This is a genomic window from Pedobacter sp. SYSU D00535 (assembly GCF_017355855.1).
Classification (GTDB): domain Bacteria; phylum Bacteroidota; class Bacteroidia; order Sphingobacteriales; family Sphingobacteriaceae; genus Desertivirga.
On sequence record NZ_JAFEWD010000011.1, the window covers coordinates 164,596 to 184,568 of the forward strand.

At 45.2% G+C, this 19,973-nt stretch carries 9 protein-coding genes; all 9 read right to left on the minus strand.

Features of this window, described 5'->3' with window-relative positions; translation table 11 throughout:
* Positions 1-217: 217 nt before the first annotated feature.
* A complete protein-coding gene (locus tag J4N23_RS17675) occupies positions 218-2,521 on the minus strand; it encodes a glycoside hydrolase N-terminal domain-containing protein (protein ID WP_207429157.1) in 2,304 nt (767 codons plus the stop codon).
* A 29-nt stretch (positions 2,522-2,550) separates the two neighbouring features.
* The gene (locus J4N23_RS17680; protein WP_207429158.1) at positions 2,551-4,299 is read right to left on the minus strand and encodes a glycoside hydrolase family 9 protein; all 1,749 of its coding nucleotides are present in this window, start codon (positions 4,297-4,299) and stop codon (positions 2,551-2,553) included.
* Between the two features lie 3 nt (positions 4,300-4,302).
* Positions 4,303-6,576 (minus strand): hypothetical protein, encoded by a 2,274-nt coding sequence (locus tag J4N23_RS17685; RefSeq protein ID WP_207429159.1) that lies wholly within the window; start codon positions 6,574-6,576, stop codon positions 4,303-4,305.
* 82 nt (positions 6,577-6,658) lie between these two features.
* Positions 6,659-9,097, minus strand: coding sequence for a beta-galactosidase GalB (galB, locus tag J4N23_RS17690; protein ID WP_207429160.1), 2,439 nt, complete (start codon positions 9,095-9,097; stop codon positions 6,659-6,661).
* A gap of 3 nt (positions 9,098-9,100) precedes the next feature.
* Positions 9,101-10,843, minus strand: coding sequence for an alpha-L-arabinofuranosidase (locus tag J4N23_RS17695; RefSeq protein ID WP_207429161.1), 1,743 nt, complete (start codon positions 10,841-10,843; stop codon positions 9,101-9,103).
* Between the two features lie 69 nt (positions 10,844-10,912).
* Positions 10,913-12,157 carry a glycan-binding surface protein gene (locus J4N23_RS17700; RefSeq protein WP_207429162.1) on the minus strand — a complete coding sequence of 415 codons (1,245 nt, stop codon included), beginning with the start codon at positions 12,155-12,157 and terminating at the stop codon, positions 10,913-10,915.
* 10 nt (positions 12,158-12,167) lie between these two features.
* Positions 12,168-13,790: a RagB/SusD family nutrient uptake outer membrane protein gene (locus tag J4N23_RS17705; protein ID WP_207429163.1), complete on the minus strand. Its 1,623-nt coding sequence runs from the start codon at positions 13,788-13,790 to the stop codon at positions 12,168-12,170.
* Between the two features lie 9 nt (positions 13,791-13,799).
* Positions 13,800-16,949 carry a TonB-dependent receptor gene (locus tag J4N23_RS17710; protein WP_207429164.1) on the minus strand — a complete coding sequence of 1,050 codons (3,150 nt, stop codon included), beginning with the start codon at positions 16,947-16,949 and terminating at the stop codon, positions 13,800-13,802.
* Positions 16,950-16,987: 38 nt separating this feature from the next.
* Entirely contained in the window at positions 16,988-19,837 is a 2,850-nt protein-coding gene (locus J4N23_RS17715) for a TIM-barrel domain-containing protein (RefSeq protein WP_207429165.1), read from the minus strand.
* Positions 19,838-19,973 lie beyond the last annotated feature (136 nt).

Consider the following 19,973-nt stretch of genomic DNA (forward strand, 5'->3'; position numbering starts at 1 on the left):
CCTCCAGAAAAGTGTAGAGATTTTAGCATGAAATCCGCTTTAGCAGTAAATAATTGGTTAAAACGAGCGCGTAAACCTGCCTGAAAAAGACAGTTCTACTGTTATTTAGGAATACTAAATTAGGAGTTAAACAACAGGTGGCAACCTGCGGCATCCTGCCGGGGCAAGTTGTACTTATAGGACTTGCAGAAGTGGTTTAGGTTCTTCTCCTGCCGGGCTAATTTAAGCTCCCATTAAACACATAAGATTTGCCCTTTTCAGTTTTGAAGTTAATCACTTTGTCCCCGTAGCGAAGCGTACAAGGATTACCGTTTTTTGAATGTATTTTCACTCCGGTTAATGTACCCGCCGACCAGTCCAAATCTACCTCAAAGCCTCCCCTTGCTACCAAACCATGAATAAAGCCATCTTTCCAGGCAGACGGGAGAGCCGGGAGTGCCTGAATTTCTCCAGCATGGCTTTGCAATAACATCTCAGTAATCCCGGCAGTTGCACCAAAATTACCGTCGATTTGAAAAGGTGGATGATTGTCAAATAAATTAGGGAGAGTAGATTTTTGCAGCAATGCAGTCAGATTTTTATAAGCAGCCTCTCCATCATTCAGCCTGGCAAAAAAATTAATGATCCAGGCCCTGCTCCAGCCGGTGTGGCCTCCTCCATGAGATAAACGGTAATTGAGGGTTTTTCGGGCGGCAGCCATTAAATCCGGCGTTTTCGAGCTGATCTCTCTTCCGGGGTACAAACCAAACAGGTGAGAAATGTGACGGTGCCCTGGTTCCGGCTCGGCAAATTCTTCCGTCCACTCCATAATTCGTCCGTCTGAAGCAATGTGAGTGGGAGCCAGCCGGCTTAGCAAGGACTCCAATTTCCGTCGGAAGCCTGCATCTTTCCCGAGCGCTTTTCCCGCATCAATAGTATTTCTAAAAAGATCACGAATGATCATGTGATCCATTGTTGGTCCCATCACCATCGTCGCAATCTCTCCTGCTTTCGTTTTGAAGGTATTTTCGGGAGATATTGAAGGTCCTGATACCAGCTTCCCTGTTGCTGGATTTTCGACTAACCATTCCGCACAAAACTCCGCGGCTTCTTTCATTACGGGATATGCCAGCTCTTTCAGATATTTCTCATCTCCGGTAAACTGGTAATGCTCCCAGAGATGCTGCGCACTCCAGGCGAAACCCATTGGCCACATGGCCCACTGGGTTTCACCATAAGTTTCTGTAAAATGCCAGGGGTCGGTAGTAAAGTGAGCCACCGTACCCGGAAGCCCATACATATCTCTTGCAGTCTTTCTCCCATCTGGCCTCAACGCATTCAGGAACCTCAAAAACGGCAGGTGCATTTCACTAAGGTTGGTATTTTCAGCCAGCCAGTAGTTCATTTGAATATTAATATTAATGTGATAGTCGGCGCTCCATGGTGGATACAAGCCATCAGCCCAGATGCCCTGAAGATTTGCCGGAAGGCTTCCCGGCCTCGAACTACTAATTAGCAAATAACGGCCGAACTGATAGTACAGCTCCAGCAACTGCGGATCGATATTCCCATTCTGTAATGCCGTAATCCTTGTATCCGTAGGAAAATACGCAGCGTCAGAAGTTCCTAGATTTAGCTTTACGCGATGAAAATACCGCTGATAATCCCTGATATGGGCTTCTCTCTGATCATCATACGATTTTTCAATCGCCGCTTTCAGCTGTGCAGCCGAACTTAGCGCCGGATCGCTGCCCCAATAATCAGTAGCAGCTGCCAATACTATCAAAACTGAGTTCGCTTTTTCAATCCTTAACTCTGGCCCAATGCCCTTTAGCTCGCCGCCTTCATGTAACACCTTTGCTCTGGCGAATAATTTCACCCCGTTTCCATTTCCAACATGCTCTGTCAAGAAGATTTCTGATCCACTAGCCGAAATTTGTGCCTGATTACCCGGCCTGGTAAGTCCTATTTTGAAACTTAGCGCCCCTGGTTTCGATGCAGTAAATCGTAAAAAAATCGCTTTTCCCGGAGCTGAGCTAAATATTTCTCTTTTGAAAGTTACATTATCAGCAAGATACGAAACCGACGCAACCGCTGTTTCCAGGTCAAGTTCACGGCGATAATTGCTCACATCCCCTTTGGGTTTTTCGAATTCTAAATTTAAATCACCCAAAGTTTGATAAGTACTGTGAACTTTCTTGTCACCCATCATCGATTGCTGCGCCAGGTCCTTTGCCGCAGCATATTTGCCTTCAAAAAGCAACTTCCGTACCTGAGGGAGAGCTGCCTTTGCGAGCGGATTGACAAAGTCAACGTCCTTACCCACCCACACGGTTTCTTCGTTTAGCTGGATACGCTCGGACTGCACATTACCAAAAACCATCGCTCCCAGGCTTCCATTCCCTACCGGTAAAGCTTCGTTCCAGTTAGCAGCCGGGTGGTTGAACCAGATCTTAAGTTCAGAAGGTTGTGACTGTGCAGAAATATCCGATGAAAGCAGAGTTACTATAAACAGCAGGAAAAGACGTAACGGATGATGCATAGTTTGAAGTTAAAACAATGACAAATATTTTATTTGGGAAGCTTATTCTGCAAAGCTTCAACAGCATTGATCAAATACATTGCAGGGGCATTCCAATTTATAGCTATTTCGTTGGAAGCGTAAGAACACGCAACATCTGCGTAGGCTTCATCGGGTATTTTCGAAGGATAACCTTCGCAGTTATCCTGCATTCCCGGATTAGGTCCACCCACCAGAAAACCGGGGATTGGTTTTTTAATTCCGTCTGCAACAGAAGGCCGATGGTGCGGATTTAACGGACTTTTGGCACCAAAACCGGTTACAAAACAATAACCCGTCGCATTTCGTCCTAAAAGATAATCTACGTTGGACAAGGCCCCTCTTAAATAACGAGGATCTTTCGAAATAAGAAAAGCCTGAATTAAAGCAATTCCCTGATTGGCTGCATTAGAGTTACTGCCCCAATTAAAATCGCGAACCGATTTTCCCATTACTGTCTTGTAAGGGTGCTGACCGGTTCCGGCAAGAAGGCTGTCAGCAAATTTCAGTATTAGCCTTTTTGCTTCAACCCGTGCCTTAGCCGCTCCCTTATAATTAGATCGTAAGAGCGTATAATACCCCAACAGTCTCACCTGGCTCCAACTGGGCAGAGGAGTATTGGTATCCGGAAAAAGATTTACAGTGGATAAATAAGACTCGTCGCCCGTTGCAGTATATAATTCGGCGGCAGCCCAAATAAATTCATCCCGAAAATCATGATCACCATAACCCCCGGTGTTAATTTTCGGCTCAAACTGTCTGTTCATGACATTCTGCTCATAGCTTATAGCAGGATTTCGTTTGGCCCATTCCCAAGCCCTTTTTGCTGCTGTGGAACAGGAATCCGCAAGGCCGGGAAACTCTTTTTTATAGACACTGTAAACTCTTGCCGCCTGGGCTGCTACCGCAGCAAAATCTAAGGTAGCTGCTGTGCCTTTTTGAACCACATAGCGCACTCCTTTAGCTTGCTCCGGCATTGCATCCAAGGGATCAAATTCAGGGTTCGTTAATTTGTTATACACTCCGCCGTCTTTAGGATCCTGCATTGCTAACATCCAGCGGAGATTCCATAAAGCTTCATCGAGGATATCAGGAACATCGTTTGAACTCTCCGGAATATTAAGATTTAGCCGTTTAAAAAACTTTGGAAAATCTTCGTAAGCAGACAAAATAGTACCCATAGAGATACCTGAATTGACAATGTATTTGTTATAATCGCCCGCATCATACCAGCCAAGAGGAGCCGAAATTACCGTACCTGCTGGCCGACCTGCAGAAGCAGCAGATGGGTGAATAATCACCTGATTATCGGGGTGACCGGCCTTACGGCTCCAGATACCTGCATAATTTTTTGGAAGATCAACCGAGGCACGCTGATAATAGAACGCCTTCATTGTAGCTGCTCCTACTTCTTTCAGAACATTTTGCTGAATGCTGAAAGGGGGAGAATCTGTCAGTCCGCCAATGCGAATAAAGTAGCGTCCGGGAGTTCCGAAGCTAGTGAAATCAGCAATCCTCGTTCGAGCCGACGAAAGCGCAGATATTCTTTCTTCTGAAAGATTTCCCGTAAAAACTACCTGATCACTTCCTGCATCGTGCAATTGAAACGTTCCTTCTCCGGCTCCAACCACTACCGCTACCTTTTCTGCACCTGGATAAAACCCAAGCTGATTGAGGCGGATATGGTTTTGCCTTTGAGCTATAGCGCAGGAAAGACTCAATAAGGAGGCGATTGATAAAAAAAGCGTATTTAATTTCATTTACTATAGCCTTTCAGTTTTTTTTGGATCACCGTAAAAAATCCCTCTTCCGTGCGTGCCGACATATACTCGGCCAAAAACTTTCGGGTCACCGGTAATATGCAGCACCAATCCCCACTGATGTTCTCCGTCATTGATCCTTTCCCAGCTGTTGCCATAATCTTCTGATCTGAAAATCCCTCTGGTACCGGCCACCTTTCCGACGAGATAAAGAGTGGGTTTTACTGCCCCCCGGCGACCTTTGCCGAAGCCAAATGCATGAATTTCCTCTACCAGTTTAAGTTGCTTAAAAGACTCTCCACTATCCATCGATTGGTATAAGCCATCAAATGCGGCAATCCACAAGTCACCCTCCGCGGCCGGGCTGGTGTAGATCCGATCTTGCCCACCTCGCGGGTCTCCCCGCATTGCTTTTGACAAAGGCAGCTTTACAGTTGCAGGCAGTGGCCGACTTGTGAAACTTGAACCGGAATTCTTACTGACATAAAACTTCCCACCCATCAAGTCGATACCATAAAACCGCCGGCCCGAGAACTTATCTGCCACAATACGTATCCCTTTAGGAAGACCGTGTACCTGTTTCCATGATTTCCCTGCATTCTGCGTACAATAAGAGTGACTATTTTGTGGAGTCCAGATCCATGTATTTCCATCAGCAGAAACAGCGATGTGTCCGTACTTGCTGTCCTTACCTGGCATTTTCGCTGGCTTCCAGGTTTTTCCTCCGTCCATTGAATAGCCGATATTGCTACCTGCTACCTGGTGCGATGCCGCTCCTACTCTCACGATCACCTCTGGCCTTTTCTCCGCATATGCTATTCCGTTGGTATTGCCAAAGTGGGGGTTTTGAAAATTCCCTTCAGGGGAGGGTTTATCCAGATCCCAATGCACAAATCCACCATAATCTCCAATAGCTGACAGCAGTGCGGCTCCTGTTGGAGGACTTTGCAACTCCAGTGCTACTGTCTCCTCGATACCTTTACTCATAACCGTCCAGGTCACCGGCTTAGCCTGGTCGGCAGCAGATAAATTAAAGGTTTCATGTCCTCCATAACCAGTTGTAAAAATTGCATGATCAGAATTATGCGGATCAATTTCAATATCAAAAAGCCAGTGGACACCGGTGGTTTTAACATAGGGAGCCAGGGAATTGTCGAACTCAGATTTACGAAGAATAGCCGTCCAGGTTTGTCCTCCGTCTACGCTCCGAAACAACTCTTCACCGCCCGCCTGGTAGCGATTATAACTACTCACCAGGAGGTTTTGCGGATGTAGGCAGTCTAAAGCAATGGCCGCATAACCAAAGGCTCTGTTTTTTTCGGGCTCAGGTTTATCAGGTGTAATTTCCATCCAGCGTCCAGTATGTGTATTTAACTTCCAAACTTCTCCGTCGACCATTGGTCCGGGACCAGGATTAGACCCGTAGGTGATATAAAGATTTCCATCGGCACCTAAAACGCCACTGGTAATTCTATTTCGCGTTGGCTGCCCAATTACCGGCGTCCAACTTTGACCGCCGTCTGTGCTTTTATAGAGGTTAGTCCGATCTTTTAAAGAAGTCCCTGCATAAAGAACTTTGCTGCCGGCACTACTCTTGTTTTCGGAAGCGAATGCAACAAAAACAATTCCAGACCCTTGGTTTTGCCAGCGCCAGCGGCGCCTCTGCGCCTCAGAAAGATTAGTCGGAGGACTTTCAGCGATATCAGGAAAGCTCTCTATCTTTTTCCAATTCAACCCCCGATCTTCGCTTCTCCAAAGGCCATCCAAGCGGGTTCCAAGATAAATTATATCACTGTTAGCGGGATCCACTGCCAGCTTTTCACCGTTTCCCCGGCCATTTTCATTTGCTCCAAAACGGATAGGCACATTTACTCTTTTAAATGACTTGCCGCGGTTTGTAGAGATGAGAATAGCATTGGGCTGCATAGTGGTATAAGTCCCGCAAGCAAGATATACCCGGTCCGGATCATTGGGATCAAGGGCGATGCTTTCTACCCCCATCAGGTTTCGGTCTTCGTAAGACAGCCAGTCAAGAAGAGCTTCCCAACTTTTACTAGAGGCATTCCAACGATAGGCACCTCCCATGTCTGTCCGACAATAGCGCAGTCCGTCCTCTTTAGGGTGAAAAACAATTCCTGAAACGAAGCCACCTCCTGTAATATTTACACTCTTCCACTGATAGCTAACCTGCTTGATTTCGCTTTGGGCGACAAGCTTTAACGCTATAAACTGTAGCAACAATAGGAAAACGGTCTGCACTCTAAAAAGCTGTCCCATACTCAATTAAAAAAGGCTGCTTCCTGATCGGGCGATCAGGCAAGCAGCACATAACCAATAAAAGTGAAGAACTGTATTTAAACTATTTAACATGAATTGTAAGTGTAGCAGGCTCCAAACCCTCTGATTCTGCGGTAAACGTAATTTGACCCGCCTTTTCTGTCGCCTGAAGAATTGCCAGAGCCAAACCGTTAAATGCTTTTCGCTGGCTTGCTTTAAATGGCTCATGGCTGGTCGGGCTGCCATTGTCTACGGCATTGATGAAACCTGGACCTGAAACTTTAAATCTAACCAGATTGTCTGCTTTGGGAACAAGATTGCCTTCCGCATCAAGAACTCTTACCGTTACAAAAGACAAGTCCTTACCATCTGCTGCAATATTGTTCCGGTCTGCGTGTAGCTCAATTTTCGCAGGGGCTCCGGCTGTTTTGATCTCCCGTGTTAGGATGGGCTTCCCAGCTTTTCTTGAAATCGCTTTTACTGATCCCGCAGCATAGGGAACCCGCCATTTCACATGTAGATTATCGCCCTCTTTCCTTTTAGCTCCTAACGACTTTCCGTTCACAAACAGCTCGACCTCGTCCGCATTATTATAGTAAGAAACGACATCTACTGTATCTCCCTGCTTCCAGTTCCAGTGCGGATAGATATGCAGGACCGGTTTTTCAGACCAAACGCTTTTATACAGGTAGTACACATCTTTAGGAAATCCGGCGAGGTCGATAATTCCGAAGTAAGAGCTGCGTGCTGGCCATGGATAGGGAGTAGGCTCACCCAGATAATCGAATCCTGTCCAGACATACATTCCAGACACATGATCCTGCTTCTCCAGTACTTTCAAACTCTCCTCATGAGTGGAACCCCAGGGAGCACTTACATGATCATAGGCAGACACGGTAAAATCAGGATTTCCTCCTCCCTTAATCGGCTTGTCCCATGCCTCCGGCCAACGGCGGATCGTATCAAAGGGAATCAAATCGTAATGGCCACGGGTTTGAAGTGCAGAAGTGCTTTCTGTGACAATAAACTTCTTTCCCGGCCAATCCTTCCTGAACTTCTCCCAAGACTTGTGGTTGTAATTGTACCCCACCATAGAAAAAGCATTGGACTGTATCAAGTTGTTCCAGGGGTTTATTTCGTTATTGGCCGTTGTAATTTCCCGGGTAGTATCTAGCTTTTTAACGATGGACACAAGGTCCCTAGCGATACTGCGACCGCTTGAATCGCCTTTTTGAGCATCGCCCCATTGTTCCTGTATTTCATTGCCCACACTCCAGATGAAGACCGAGGGGTGATTCCGGTCTCTCCGAATGAAGTCCTCAAGGTCTTTTTTATACCACTGCGTCCAGTCAACAGAATAGTCGAACTTGTTCTTCGGTTTCGCCCACATATCAAAGGCTTCATCCATGACAATAAAGCCCATCTTGTCGCACAGATCTAAAAGTTCTGGAGCTGGTGGGTTATGAGCGGTTCGGATGCCATTACAGCCCATCTCTTTCAGAATTTCCAGCTGGCGCTCCGCTGCCCGTACATTGAATGCAGCGCCAAGGGCTCCAAGATCGTGATGATTGCAGACGCCACGTATTTTTAAAGGTTTACCATTCAGAAAAAATCCTTTATCTACATCGAAATTAAAGGTACGGACTCCGAAAGGCGTAGCGTAGACGTCGGTGATTCTCTTATTTACCACTACTTGGGTAACTGCCTTGTATAAGGCAGGATTGTCAACGGACCATAGGCTGGGCTTGTTCAAAACTGCGGCTTGAACGACCTCTGCAAGTCCATTAGCTGCGACGGTTTTGCTTGAGGAAACCCGCCGAACCTCTTTACCCTCCGGACTATAGATGAGGGTATTAATTGTTACTACCTGCGTTTTACCCGATTTATTAGCTACTGTAGTTTTGATATTTGCACTCGCCGAACTCGTACTAACCTGTGGGGTAGTGATGAACGTTCCTGAAAGAGGGATATGCACGTTTCCTGTCGTGGATAACCATACGTTTCGGTAAATACCTGAACCTGAATACCATCTTGAATTCGGTTGTTCAGCATTATCTACCTTTACGGCGATAACATTTTTTCCCCCATAATTCAGATGTGATGTCAGGTCGTACCTAAAGGAGATGTAACCGTTGGGCCTTTTTCCTAAAAATGTTCCATTGATCCACACTTCACTGCGATGATATACTCCGTCGAAATCAATAAATACAGATTTCCCTTTTGCGGAAGCAGGGATTGTAAACGTTTTTCGATACCAACCAGTACCACCTGGCAACGCGCCGCCTCCTGTTCCAGCCGGATGTTTCTGGCTGAACTCGCCTTCTACACTCCAGTCGTGCGGGAGATTAAGCTTACGCCACTGTCCGTCATTAAAAGAAAGTGCATTAGCCCCACTAACTTCCCCAAGATGAAAGCGCCAGTCATTGTTAAATGACATAACAGTGCGGGCACTATTTTGCGCACCTGCAGAGAGAGTTAAAAAAACGAGTGTTACAAAAATGAAATCTAATTTAATCCTCATGTACTATTTCCTATTTTCTACAACCATGTACACTGCCGAACGAGGAGGTACGTTGATTTTAATTTCCCCATCTGTTTTAGAGGAATTAGCTTTAACACTTAAATAATTTGGCGGGCCGCCCGCCGCACCAGTGGGACCGTTGCCGTTTATCAGTACTTTTCTGGAAAACTCGCCATTGTCATTATCCCCCGCTAGCGTGTACCAATAGTATCGGGTCCCTGTTCTGAAGTTATCAATGACTAGCTTTACTGTTTGCTGCACAATCCCCGTATTAACGAGAACTACACCGGCCTCTCCCGATGAAAAGGAAGAGGCATAGCTATACAAATTGCTTCCCTTTACAGTTGAAGAAACCATACGGTCTCCAAAGCATTTTTGGAAGTAGTACATATGATAAAATGCAGGCCGAGGATTCCATTTGCTGACGCCATCGGGTTCATCCCCTTTATTAAACATTCCGTGATCGTTGCCATCATCCCAGCCATTGGCAAGGTCCCAGCGACTTGCCATGCCGTACTTATTTTTCAGCAACTCGCCAAGCACCATAGTAGCATGCAAACCAGCAATATGGGACACACTTTGTTTAGAACCAATTGCGAAAATATTCCATTCTGTAAGGGCTATTGGCTTCATTTGAACCCCGTGAGTAGAAGTTGTAGTGTACATCCAATCCATCATGGATTTTGACTCAGTAACGGCTGAGTTCAAAATCACAGAAGCGTTTGAATTTTGGCCATAAGGGGTATAGTAGCTGTGGATGATAAAAAAATCAGCGAGATTGCCTGCTTTACTGAAGAAGCCGGCGTTCCAGGTCCTGTCCACTACTGATTCCCAGGGTTGTGGATTATAATGGATCAGCTGTGCTCCTATTTTGATAGTTGAGCCCACTTCAGCTGCAGCCTTTTTCATGGAATCCACAAATACTTTAAAGTGCTCTCCGTAAAGTGCCCCTGAAACCACTTCCGGTTGACCATCTTTATTTAAAGATGTATTGATTCTATATCCGGCCTGCCAAAGACCCGCACTTTCATTTCCAATTTCCCAAAACTTAGTTTTTCCTCTATCATACCGCACCCAGTTGGCTGCCAAATGAGCTGCCTTAGCAACCGGATTCTGACTTGTCCCATACCGGGCATAACCATAATTAATCGTAATAATACCTGTGCTGTTAGTTTGTTGAAGCAAGGAATAATAATTATCCAGGGATAAAGTCCAGCTGTCATTGTTCTTGCCATACCAGTAGAATGCCTCCGCTTCTACTCCCTCATCGTTATAAAGGCGATCGGGAACATCCTCAGGTTTTTGACCGGGAGCTGCGTTCCAAAAGTATAAGCTAGATAAATTTCCTCCCGGAAAACGAAGTACATTTGGAGACAAGCTTTTAAGATGGTTTACCAAGACAGGCTCTGTTACCAGCTGCCCGATATAAGGGTTTGTATTATTTCCATAAAGGTATTTTGAAACTTTGGTTACCACCGACGCATAGTCTACAGTAACGGTGGCTGCCGCGTTTGCAACAGGTTTAGCAATCTCATTGAAGGATGGAGTGATAAACGTTTTCGCTTCCCAGGAATCAAGAAAAAAACCCGCAGACTTAGCAGTTTCAGGATCCACCTGATTTTCTACCGGCGGTTCCTCGGGAAGATCTTCCCCGGCATTACCTTTATTTTCCTTTTTACAAGAGCTTGCAATAAATGATGCAAAAAGAAACACCAAACACCATCTTAATATTATCTGATTCTTCATGCGGAAGGTTTGCGAATTTTACAGGTAGTAAACCCGGCAGACTGCCTGCCTGCCGGGCTATTGTGCTGCCTATTTTATTTTAACAATTCGAATGTTATCTATAGCCACTTGAAATTTTTCAACTGTTTTCGTAAGATCTTCGTTCACAAAAAACAAGTTGAAGCTCCCTTTACCTTCACTCCCCAATAAAACTGGCAAGGAAGACGCAGAACTTCCTGTTCCATCTTTATTGTTTGCTTTTGTTCTGAATTCTGTCAAGGGGATGGTAACAGTTCTCCACCCATTAGAATTAAAGGGCACAGTCGTATTTCCAACCTTCCATGGTTCATATCGAGCCACATGAGTCCAGTCATAATCCTTTACAATAAAGATAGAGCCGAGATCCCATGGAGCCTCTGTAAAAATTTCAAACTTTAAAGCATAATCACTGATTGCACCAGACAGTTGCGCTTTTGGCAACCATTGCGTGGAGCCCGGAAGGTTAAGAGAGCGGCCGTTATTCCACCATGAAAAATCTTCAGGTCCAACTCCAGTATTATTCAGATATACAAAGGTTCCTTTGGCTCCTGGGAATTTCGCCGCATCCGATGATGTTTCACTACCCCATTCCAGGAAATTGATACCATCAAAATTCGCGAGTATATTAGGTCCGGTACTTTCGTTGAAATCTGATACAGTAGTGGTTGATCCGTACTTGGTCAGGATCGTTAATTTTCCGGATGAAGATAAATTCGATGGTACTGCAACACCTAATGTTCTTCCATTCGCACTTGTAGTAAAATTAGTAACCTCAATATTTCCAGGGAAAACTACTTTCTGCACCAGGTATAAGTTACTGCCATTAATGGTGATCTGAGTACCTGGAAGGGCGTTTTCATTACTAATAGAGCTGATGATGGGAGGAGGAGGAACTAGTATAAAGTTAAAGCTTGCCTCTCCCTTTGTAGTAACTACTCGGATCGTATTAGAAACGGTCGGATCAGTCGCCTCCGTAGGGGTATCTTCAGGGATAAGAATTACTAAATTGTTGTTAGATACCAATGCACTATTGAAGCTAGCGGGCATGTTATTAAAATACACCTCTTTTACTCCAAAGAAGTTTTGGCCCTGAATTACGATGTGTGAGCCCGGAAGAGCCTGAGTCAACGAAGTTCCCGCTTCTTCCGGCGTTATCGGCCGCACGTTTGTGATAACCGGAGGGCCAGAGGGTTCATTTTCATTATCCTCCTTACAGGAAGACAGCATCAGCATATTTATCGAGAAGAGAAGCATAAACAACACACTTATGCTTCTTTGGACTTTAGTTGCTTTCATTGGAAATCGTTTAATCTTTTAACTTACTGAAATCAAATGGAACTGGATCAAGTAATAAGCTCGGAGCATTTACCTTTTCAGCCTCAGGCAGGGGTAGCATCATCGTTTCAGCTGTTGCCGGGTAAAATTCACTGGTGTATGTGAAATTATAGCTGCGAGGGTTAGAGTTTGGAACATAAGTGACCGTGTAAGTTCCTTTATCCTGCTCGGCTATGTATTTCAAGGCCCCGGGCATGTCGAAATATGACCACCTGACAATATCATACCAGGCCGTACCTTCCATTGCTGTTTCTACCCTCTTTTCCTGAAAGATATCCATGAAAGTAATAGTTGTCTTTTCTGGCATACCTGCCCGCTTACGCACCGCATTATAATACTTAAGCGCCTCGGAATCAGATGTTGAAGCAGCGTTTCCAAGAATAGCTTCAGCATAAATCAGATAAACCTCTGCTAGCCGGAGCATATAAGTATTGATAAAGGCGGTCATGAACCCACCCTTTCCACCATTATCTTCCGGAGTACCAATAATGTACTTTTTGATATTTGAAATGTTAGTAGCAGTAAACTTTGTTCCCCCTGCTTTTCGATTCAACTCAGGATACACATCCTGATCAAACATAAAAGTAGCTTTTCTCCTTATTGAATCCCGAGGATTATCCTGAAAGTACTTAACCATATTTGCTGAAGCTCCCTGTGCGGCTCCCCAACCATCTCCGGTCCCTGTAACACTTGGATTAAAAGCCATGTACGCCTGGAAAGAATTGTTTATACCCCAAGGCTCACGTATTGGCATCCATTGTAATGCAAATAAACTTTCCTTATTGTTATTTGAACTGTTGTTATTTGCACTAACGAATAAGTCCACATAAGTCGGCAACAACTCGTGAGGGCTATTTTTAATAACGCTTCCAGCCAGGAGCTTTGCGCTGTCCAGATCGCTTTGGTTACGGTTACCGAGAGAACGTCCCAGGCCTGATCTTGTCAGATACATTCTTGCCAGCATACCTTCTGCAGACCATTTGGTAAGTCGTCCCTGCTGAACAGGAGCTGGCCCCAAATTTTCAGCAGCATACTTCAAGTCCCGAATGATAAACTGCCACACACTCTCTGGCGTATTCCTCCTGATATTGCGGTCGGCCATTTGGGTGGTGTTGTCATAAATAATCGGAACAGCACCCCAGTTCATCACCAGATAGTAGTAAGCCAAGCCCCGCATAAAACGGGCCTCAGCAATCGCCCTTCTTTTTGCCGCGTCAGGTACGTTCGTGGCATAGCGATTCACGTTGTCAATAGTAATATTGCTTTGTCCGATTATTTTGTAGAACGACTTATAAGCGGGCAGCAGAGTATTCACATCAGTTGCAGGTACAGAAAATTGGTAAAAAGCTTGCCTGTCGTTGGATTGCATTATCCCCCCTCGGGCATCACCAAAGGCCAGGGCTGCTTTATCATTATAATCAAACCATACAATGTTGTATAAAGGAGCGGTAGCCGCAAGTAGCTCTGGTTCAGTTCTGTAAAAGTTAGCATCAGTAAGCTGATCAAGTGGCGGTCTGTCTAGAAAATCATCTTTACATCCCTGGATAGCAAAAAATGCTATTGCAAGGGTTAAATACCTATATAGCGATCTCATAAAATATTTTTAGAAGTCAGCGGTTAAATTAAATGAATACATTCTGGTTGAAGGATATCTTCCGCGGTCAACACCTACAACTAAAGTTCCTCCCTGTGGGGTCATACCTACTTCCGGGTCGTAACCTTTGTATTTAGTAATTGTAAACAGGTTCTGAACATTAATTGCTGCCCTAAGGCCACCCAGGAACGGGGCTTTAGCTAAAAACCTCTTGGGAACGCTGTAACCTAAAGAAATATTCTTCAATCTTAAGTAAGAACCGTCCTCAACAAAGGCCTGGCTAGCTCTGTTATTTCCGTTAGGATCAGAAGTAGGAGCAATTCGGGGAATATTAGTACCAGGGTTTGCCAGATAAGCGTTGGTAATATTCCCGCTTCCGTCAGTTTCTTCTACTACTCGGGCAAAATTACTTACCGTTTTGTAATAGTTACTTCCAACACCTCTGCCGTTGGGCCTTTCATTCTCATAGCGAGTAAAATTATAAACGTCATTGCCTTGTGCGCCTATGATGAATAAGTTAAGATCAAAGTTTCCAATGGTAAGGGCGTTGTTGAATCCATAGGTAAACTTTGGAAAAGGATTACCAATTACTGTTCTATCCTGCTCATTGATAAATCCATCATCATTCAAATCTTTGAATTTAATGTCTCCTACCCATGTTCCGGTTTGCTTATCAATCCTGTGAGTGGCAGTAGGAGTTTGGATAGCGTGATTTTGGATATCAGCGAGATCCTGAAATAAGCCCTCAACGATATATCCAGTGATAAGAGCTGCGGGTTGGCCTACTCTCGTAGAGGTTTGAAGTTGAGATGCCTCGTAAACGGTATTAATACCATTGTCACTGTAAAGTTCGGTCACCTTATTTCTATCCATTGAAAAATTGAAGCTGGTACGCCATTCAAGATTTTTCTTTTTGATATTGACACTATTGACTGTTACCCCAAAACCTCTATTCCTCATGGCCCCTATATTGGAAGTAGGGAACTGGATATAGCCGGGAGAGTAAGAGATGTCCCCGCCTGTATAGTAGGGATACTGATTGATTGTTAATAAATCCTCAATATCTTTCACATATGCATCTGCAATTACCTCTAACCTGCTGTTGAACATATAGAGATCAAAACCTACGTTTGCAGTTTTCGATGTTTCCCATCCTAACACCGGATTGGGAAAGTTTGCAGCCAAAAAGCCGCTTCCCCAAGGTGTGGGCACAGCCTGAAGACCAGCGAAGTAGCCGCTTCCTCCCGAGTTACCTGATAGTCCGTATTCAAACCGCAATTTCAAATCGTTAACTGCAGTTAAAGGCTTCATGAAATTCTCCTGCGAAATCCTCCATGCAACAGAAGCTGCTGGAAAGTATCCCCATCGTCTATCAGGCCCAAATTGAGAAGAGCCATCAGCGCGATAGGTGAATTGCGCGATGTATCGATTATTAAAAACGTAGTTTAATCTTCCGAAATAGGAGTCGCGCGCTCCGTGGGAACGGCTACTCGAATTAGTAGCACCCTCGGTATTTCCTCCAACCAGTTCCTGATTTGTATTTGTAATCCATCCGTTTCTTGCTCCTGATAAACCTTCCGCTCCCCATTCTTGTGATTCATGGGCCACCATCGCATTAATGCTGTGTTTTCCAAGCAACGTTTCATATTGTAACCGTGTATGGAAGTTATACCAGTAGTTGTTATTTGCAGTCCTTGATCCGGTTGTTGTCTCGTTTACATAGCCACCAAATTGATAAGAAGGATTAAATCGATAATTGTTATTGTATCCTAAATTACCATTAACCTCGTTATGTAACACCAATCCTTTATAAAGACGAATATCAGCATACGCTCCACCAACGAACGCACGTCCTCTGTTTCGATTATCGTTTATTGATGCTAAGGCCAATGGATTAGTATATTGAAACTGGGTGGTGGTTGGTCCTCCCCAGCTTCCATCAGGATTGGTGACTGGTATAGAGGGATTTTGACTAACAGCCAGATTAAGAATATCTGAATTAGAGATATTTACAATTTCACCGGTCTGATTCACACTGAGATTTGTTCCGATTTTTAGCCAATCTCTGGTTTGGTTATCAAGATTTAAGCGAACAGAATAGCGTTTAAAGCCGGATCCTTCTACAATTCCCTCCTGGTTGAAATGCTCTCCAGAAAAGTAGAACGTTGTTTTTTCGGTTCCACCGCTCAGGGAAAGTGAATGTTTTTGAAGCAAAGTTCTTCTGAAGAGGGCATCTTGCCAATTTGTTCCGTCTCCTAGGACGGACGGATCGGCAAACAAGGGCTCGCGGGCAGCATTTCCAGCATCTGCATATGCGTTCCGGTACTCAGCATACTCACGTAAGTTCATTACCGGAATAAAGTCAGGAACATCCTGCATGGTCCACAAAGTATTGGCGCTCACTTTCGTTTGACCAGCTCTACCTCTTTTGGTCGTAATAAGCACCACCCCGTTGGCCCCCGTAGCTCCATAAATCGAGGTGGCCGAAGGCCCTTGAAGGATATTCATTGTTTCTATGTCTTCAGGATTTATTCCTGCTATAGCATTCATAGTTCCGGCTGAGTTATCTGGCCTGATTTGTACCCCATCGATAACGTATAGCGGTTGGTTTCCGCCGGTAATAGAATTAAAGCCGCGGATTAGAACTTGCGGAGCTGCTCCTGGCTGCCCGCTACCAGCAGTTACGTAAACGTTCGCTGCCCTGCCCTGGATCGCCTGCTCCAACGTGGTGTTAACGGTCCTTCCGATTTCAGCGGAAGTAATTGTCACCTGAGAGCTGGTCAGGTCAGTTTTCTTCATGGTACCATATCCTACCACCACTACTTCGTTCAGGTTCGTCACATCTTCCTCCAAGGATACTTGCACCGTGTTCGACGTCCCTACCGGCACCTCCGTGGTTCTATAGCCGATGGAGCTGAATACTAGTACGTCCCCGGACTTTGCACTAATTGTGTATCTGCCGTTAACGTCGGTGCTGACGCCGATATTAGTGCCCTTCACCTTGACGGCTACACCCGGGATCGGCTGCTGATCCGCCGCTCCGGTGACCACCCCGCTAATGCTTCGACCTTGCCCGTACGAGGTAATACTGAGCAACATCATGGAAACCACCGCCCATAACAGCACCCGTAATTTCCTTTTTGTAATTGTTCTTTCCATATCAGTTTGTTCTAGGTTATATAATTTGATTGATCAGTTTACATTTTGACTTCAATTTGTTCTCCGGAATACGTTACTGTCTTTTTGATATTACTTTGTTTGAAATCCAGCGCTACACCTTTCTTAGGTGTAACCCAGACAACATTGAATGTGCGGTTCTTTAGCATGTTCGGAAAGCTACCTGCTCTCCTTCCGATGGTGAGAGTCTTAGATCGCTCGTTATACGCAAAAGGGATGGTAGAGTATATACCTTTTTCATAATTATAGTTAACACCCTCATCCTCATATAATTCAAAGCTGCCGTCCTGGCCTGTGTAGATGTATAAAGTGAGAGGATCCGCAGGTTTTTCTGAAGTGTACTGAATCTCTGGACCGGTCGGAATAATTGAACCTGCTTTAATATATAAAGGCATGCGCTCATAAGGAGCCGCTGCAACTATGCGCTTGCCACCCTGTAGAAACTTCCCGGTGTAGGCATCGTACCATCCCTGGCCGTCCGGCAGGTAGAGTGATCTGTTTGTCGCCTTATATTCCGTTATTGGATTTACCAGCAATGCAGGGCCGAACATGAATTGATCAGCAACAGAGGCTACGGCCGTATCGCCACCAAAGTCCATTGCCAAACCACGCATGATAGTGTAGTTGTCGTGATAAGTTTTGCCTGCCAGAGAGTAGATGTAGGGCATTAAACGATAGCGTAGCTTATTATAAAACAACATGCTTTTATAGGCCGCATGATCTTCTGGTGCGATGTTGTAAATTTCCCGGAAAGGAAACTGGCCGTGAACCCGGAACAAGGGAGTGAATGCTCCGTACTGAAACCAGCGAGTATTTAGTTCTCTCCACTCATCAAGGTCGGCTCCTTGGGCTCTTTCATATCTTCTCTCTACCGAAAATCCTCCAATATCCATCGTCCAGTAAGGGAGACCTGATAACGAGAAGTTAATTCCCGCAGGGATCTGATCTTTCATGTCATGCCACCTGCTCGAGATATCGCCGCTCCAGGTAGCAGCAGAATAGCGCTGTTGACCACCGTAGGATGACCTCGTAAGAATAAACACCCGGCTGTTAGGATTGGCGGCACGCTGTCCTTCATAAATTGCTTTGGCATTTTGAAGCGGGAAAGCGTTGAAATAGCGTACGCTGGAACCTAAAGAAGGTGTGTAGATTGTCTTGCGGGTGTCTACATCCAGATTTGAATGAATATCTGGCTCGGTAGCATCCAACCACCAGGCATCAATACCCTTGCTATAAAGCTTGTTATTCAGCAGGGTCCAGAAACCTGTCCTTGCTTTCTCGTTGAATGGATCATAAAAAGTATTATGATATCCTTTTCCAATCCAGTCACGCCTGCCATCTTGGATGTTTCGTGTGAAAAGCCATCCCTTGGAAGCAAAGTCTTTATAGGTGTCAATACCCTCATAAAACTTCGGCCATACAGAAATCATGAGCTGTGTATTGTACTTCTTATGTAAATCCGAAAGCATTTGCTCCGCATCCGGAAACCTCGTCTTATCAAACTCCTGGCTGCCCCATTGATCCTCGGCCCAGTAAGACCAGTCCAGCACGATGTTGTCGATGGGGATTTTCCTGTCTCTGAATGTTTTTACTGTAGTAAGGATTTCGTCCTGCGTCTTGTAGCGTTCCCTGCTTTGCCAGAAGCCCATGGCCCACTTCGGCATGATAGGAGCGCGGCCGGTCAGGGTCCGGTAACCAGCAATAACGTCATCCATATTGTTTCCTCCGATGAAGTAGTAGTCGATCTGATCTCCTGCCTCAGATTGAAAAGCAAATTGATTTTTTAGATTTTCAGGAATAGGACTTTGCCATTTTAATGCGAGGTACGACTCCCCCCCGTCCGGGTTCCAGTCGATCACCAGCGGATATTTCTTTCCTTTCTCAAAGTGAAAAGGGATTTCTACAGTCCCTGCATTCCAAGCCTGGCGCCATCTGTCCGTTACCAATTTACCGTCCAGCCAGATTTTAGCATAACCAGCGTACTTCAGGAAGAAGTAATGCAGACCGGTGTAGGGCGACTCTAGCGAGCCTTCCCAGCGAACCTTCCCGTTTGCCAGTTTAAAGCTGTCCGGAAAATTCTTCATGTCTTTCAGATAGGAATAGTCGATTACAGACTCCGCTCTTACAATCTCTGGAATGCTGCTTTTGGTTTGCGTGTATTTCGCGGTGAGCCAACCGGGTTCTCCCTTATCGGAATATAGCTTTAATGTAGATAGCGGTTGCGGCTCCCGCACATCTCCCACTTTGGTGATGGAGTAGTTATCCCACAAGATGCCGTAATTTTTGCTGGAGATGACCATTGGAATGGCCACTTCTGTGTTGTACTGAGACAAGCTCACCTGCCTGCCTTTATAATTCATCACACCATTTTGATGCTGCCCCAAGCCATAATAAGCTTCATTGGGATCAGATAAAAAGGCCTGCTGCAATTGATAAAAAGCATCTCCGGAATAGGTTGCCGGAACGAAAGCACAAGCATCTCTTTTAAGTTCTTTTAAAAGGGTTTTCCCTGATTTGTCGACGAAAGTCACTTCGCCGCTACTTAAGGAGAGGGTAGCCCGGAGCTGAGGCGTCTGGAGGGTAACGAAGCCGTTTCCTTCTGAATAATTCCAGCTCGGCCTGGCGTTAATACTGTCCACTACCATCAGGCTTTTTCGACTGCTGAATGTATCATCAGGACTAGATGTAACTCGAATTATTTTATCCGATATCACCTGCAGCCTCACTGTTTGAGGAGCTGATTCCCGACCATCGCGAATAGACACCGATATACCATCGCTATTTTTCTTTACGTTAGCTACTTGTGCATGTAGGTTAGATAAAATTGCACCACAAAGAATTCCAGAAACAACGAAAAGCCTTCTTATCATAATTGGTTAAAAAATCCCCGAGGGGGGTGCTGAAAATTGGTTACGTGCCAGCACAACAACAGCTGTGCAAGGCATAGAGGTAAAAGTAAGGAGGTTAGAAAAAGCGAAAGGTATTCAAATGTTTACATTTAGGTAT

Bases quoted from the DNA above. Each gene is read 5' to 3' on its own strand.
- J4N23_RS17675 (WP_207429157.1), bottom strand. From the start codon at position 2,521: ATGCATCATCCGTTACGTCTTTTCCTGCTGTTTATAGTAACTCTGCTT.
- J4N23_RS17680 (WP_207429158.1), bottom strand. From the start codon at position 4,299: ATGAAATTAAATACGCTTTTTTTATCAATCGCCTCCTTATTGAGTCTT.
- J4N23_RS17685 (WP_207429159.1), bottom strand. From the start codon at position 6,576: ATGGGACAGCTTTTTAGAGTGCAGACCGTTTTCCTATTGTTGCTACAG.
- galB (WP_207429160.1), bottom strand. From the start codon at position 9,097: ATGAGGATTAAATTAGATTTCATTTTTGTAACACTCGTTTTTTTAACT.
- J4N23_RS17695 (WP_207429161.1), bottom strand. From the start codon at position 10,843: ATGAAGAATCAGATAATATTAAGATGGTGTTTGGTGTTTCTTTTTGCA.
- J4N23_RS17700 (WP_207429162.1), bottom strand. From the start codon at position 12,157: ATGAAAGCAACTAAAGTCCAAAGAAGCATAAGTGTGTTGTTTATGCTT.
- J4N23_RS17705 (WP_207429163.1), bottom strand. From the start codon at position 13,790: ATGAGATCGCTATATAGGTATTTAACCCTTGCAATAGCATTTTTTGCT.
- J4N23_RS17710 (WP_207429164.1), bottom strand. From the start codon at position 16,949: ATGGAAAGAACAATTACAAAAAGGAAATTACGGGTGCTGTTATGGGCG.
- J4N23_RS17715 (WP_207429165.1), bottom strand. From the start codon at position 19,837: ATGATAAGAAGGCTTTTCGTTGTTTCTGGAATTCTTTGTGGTGCAATT.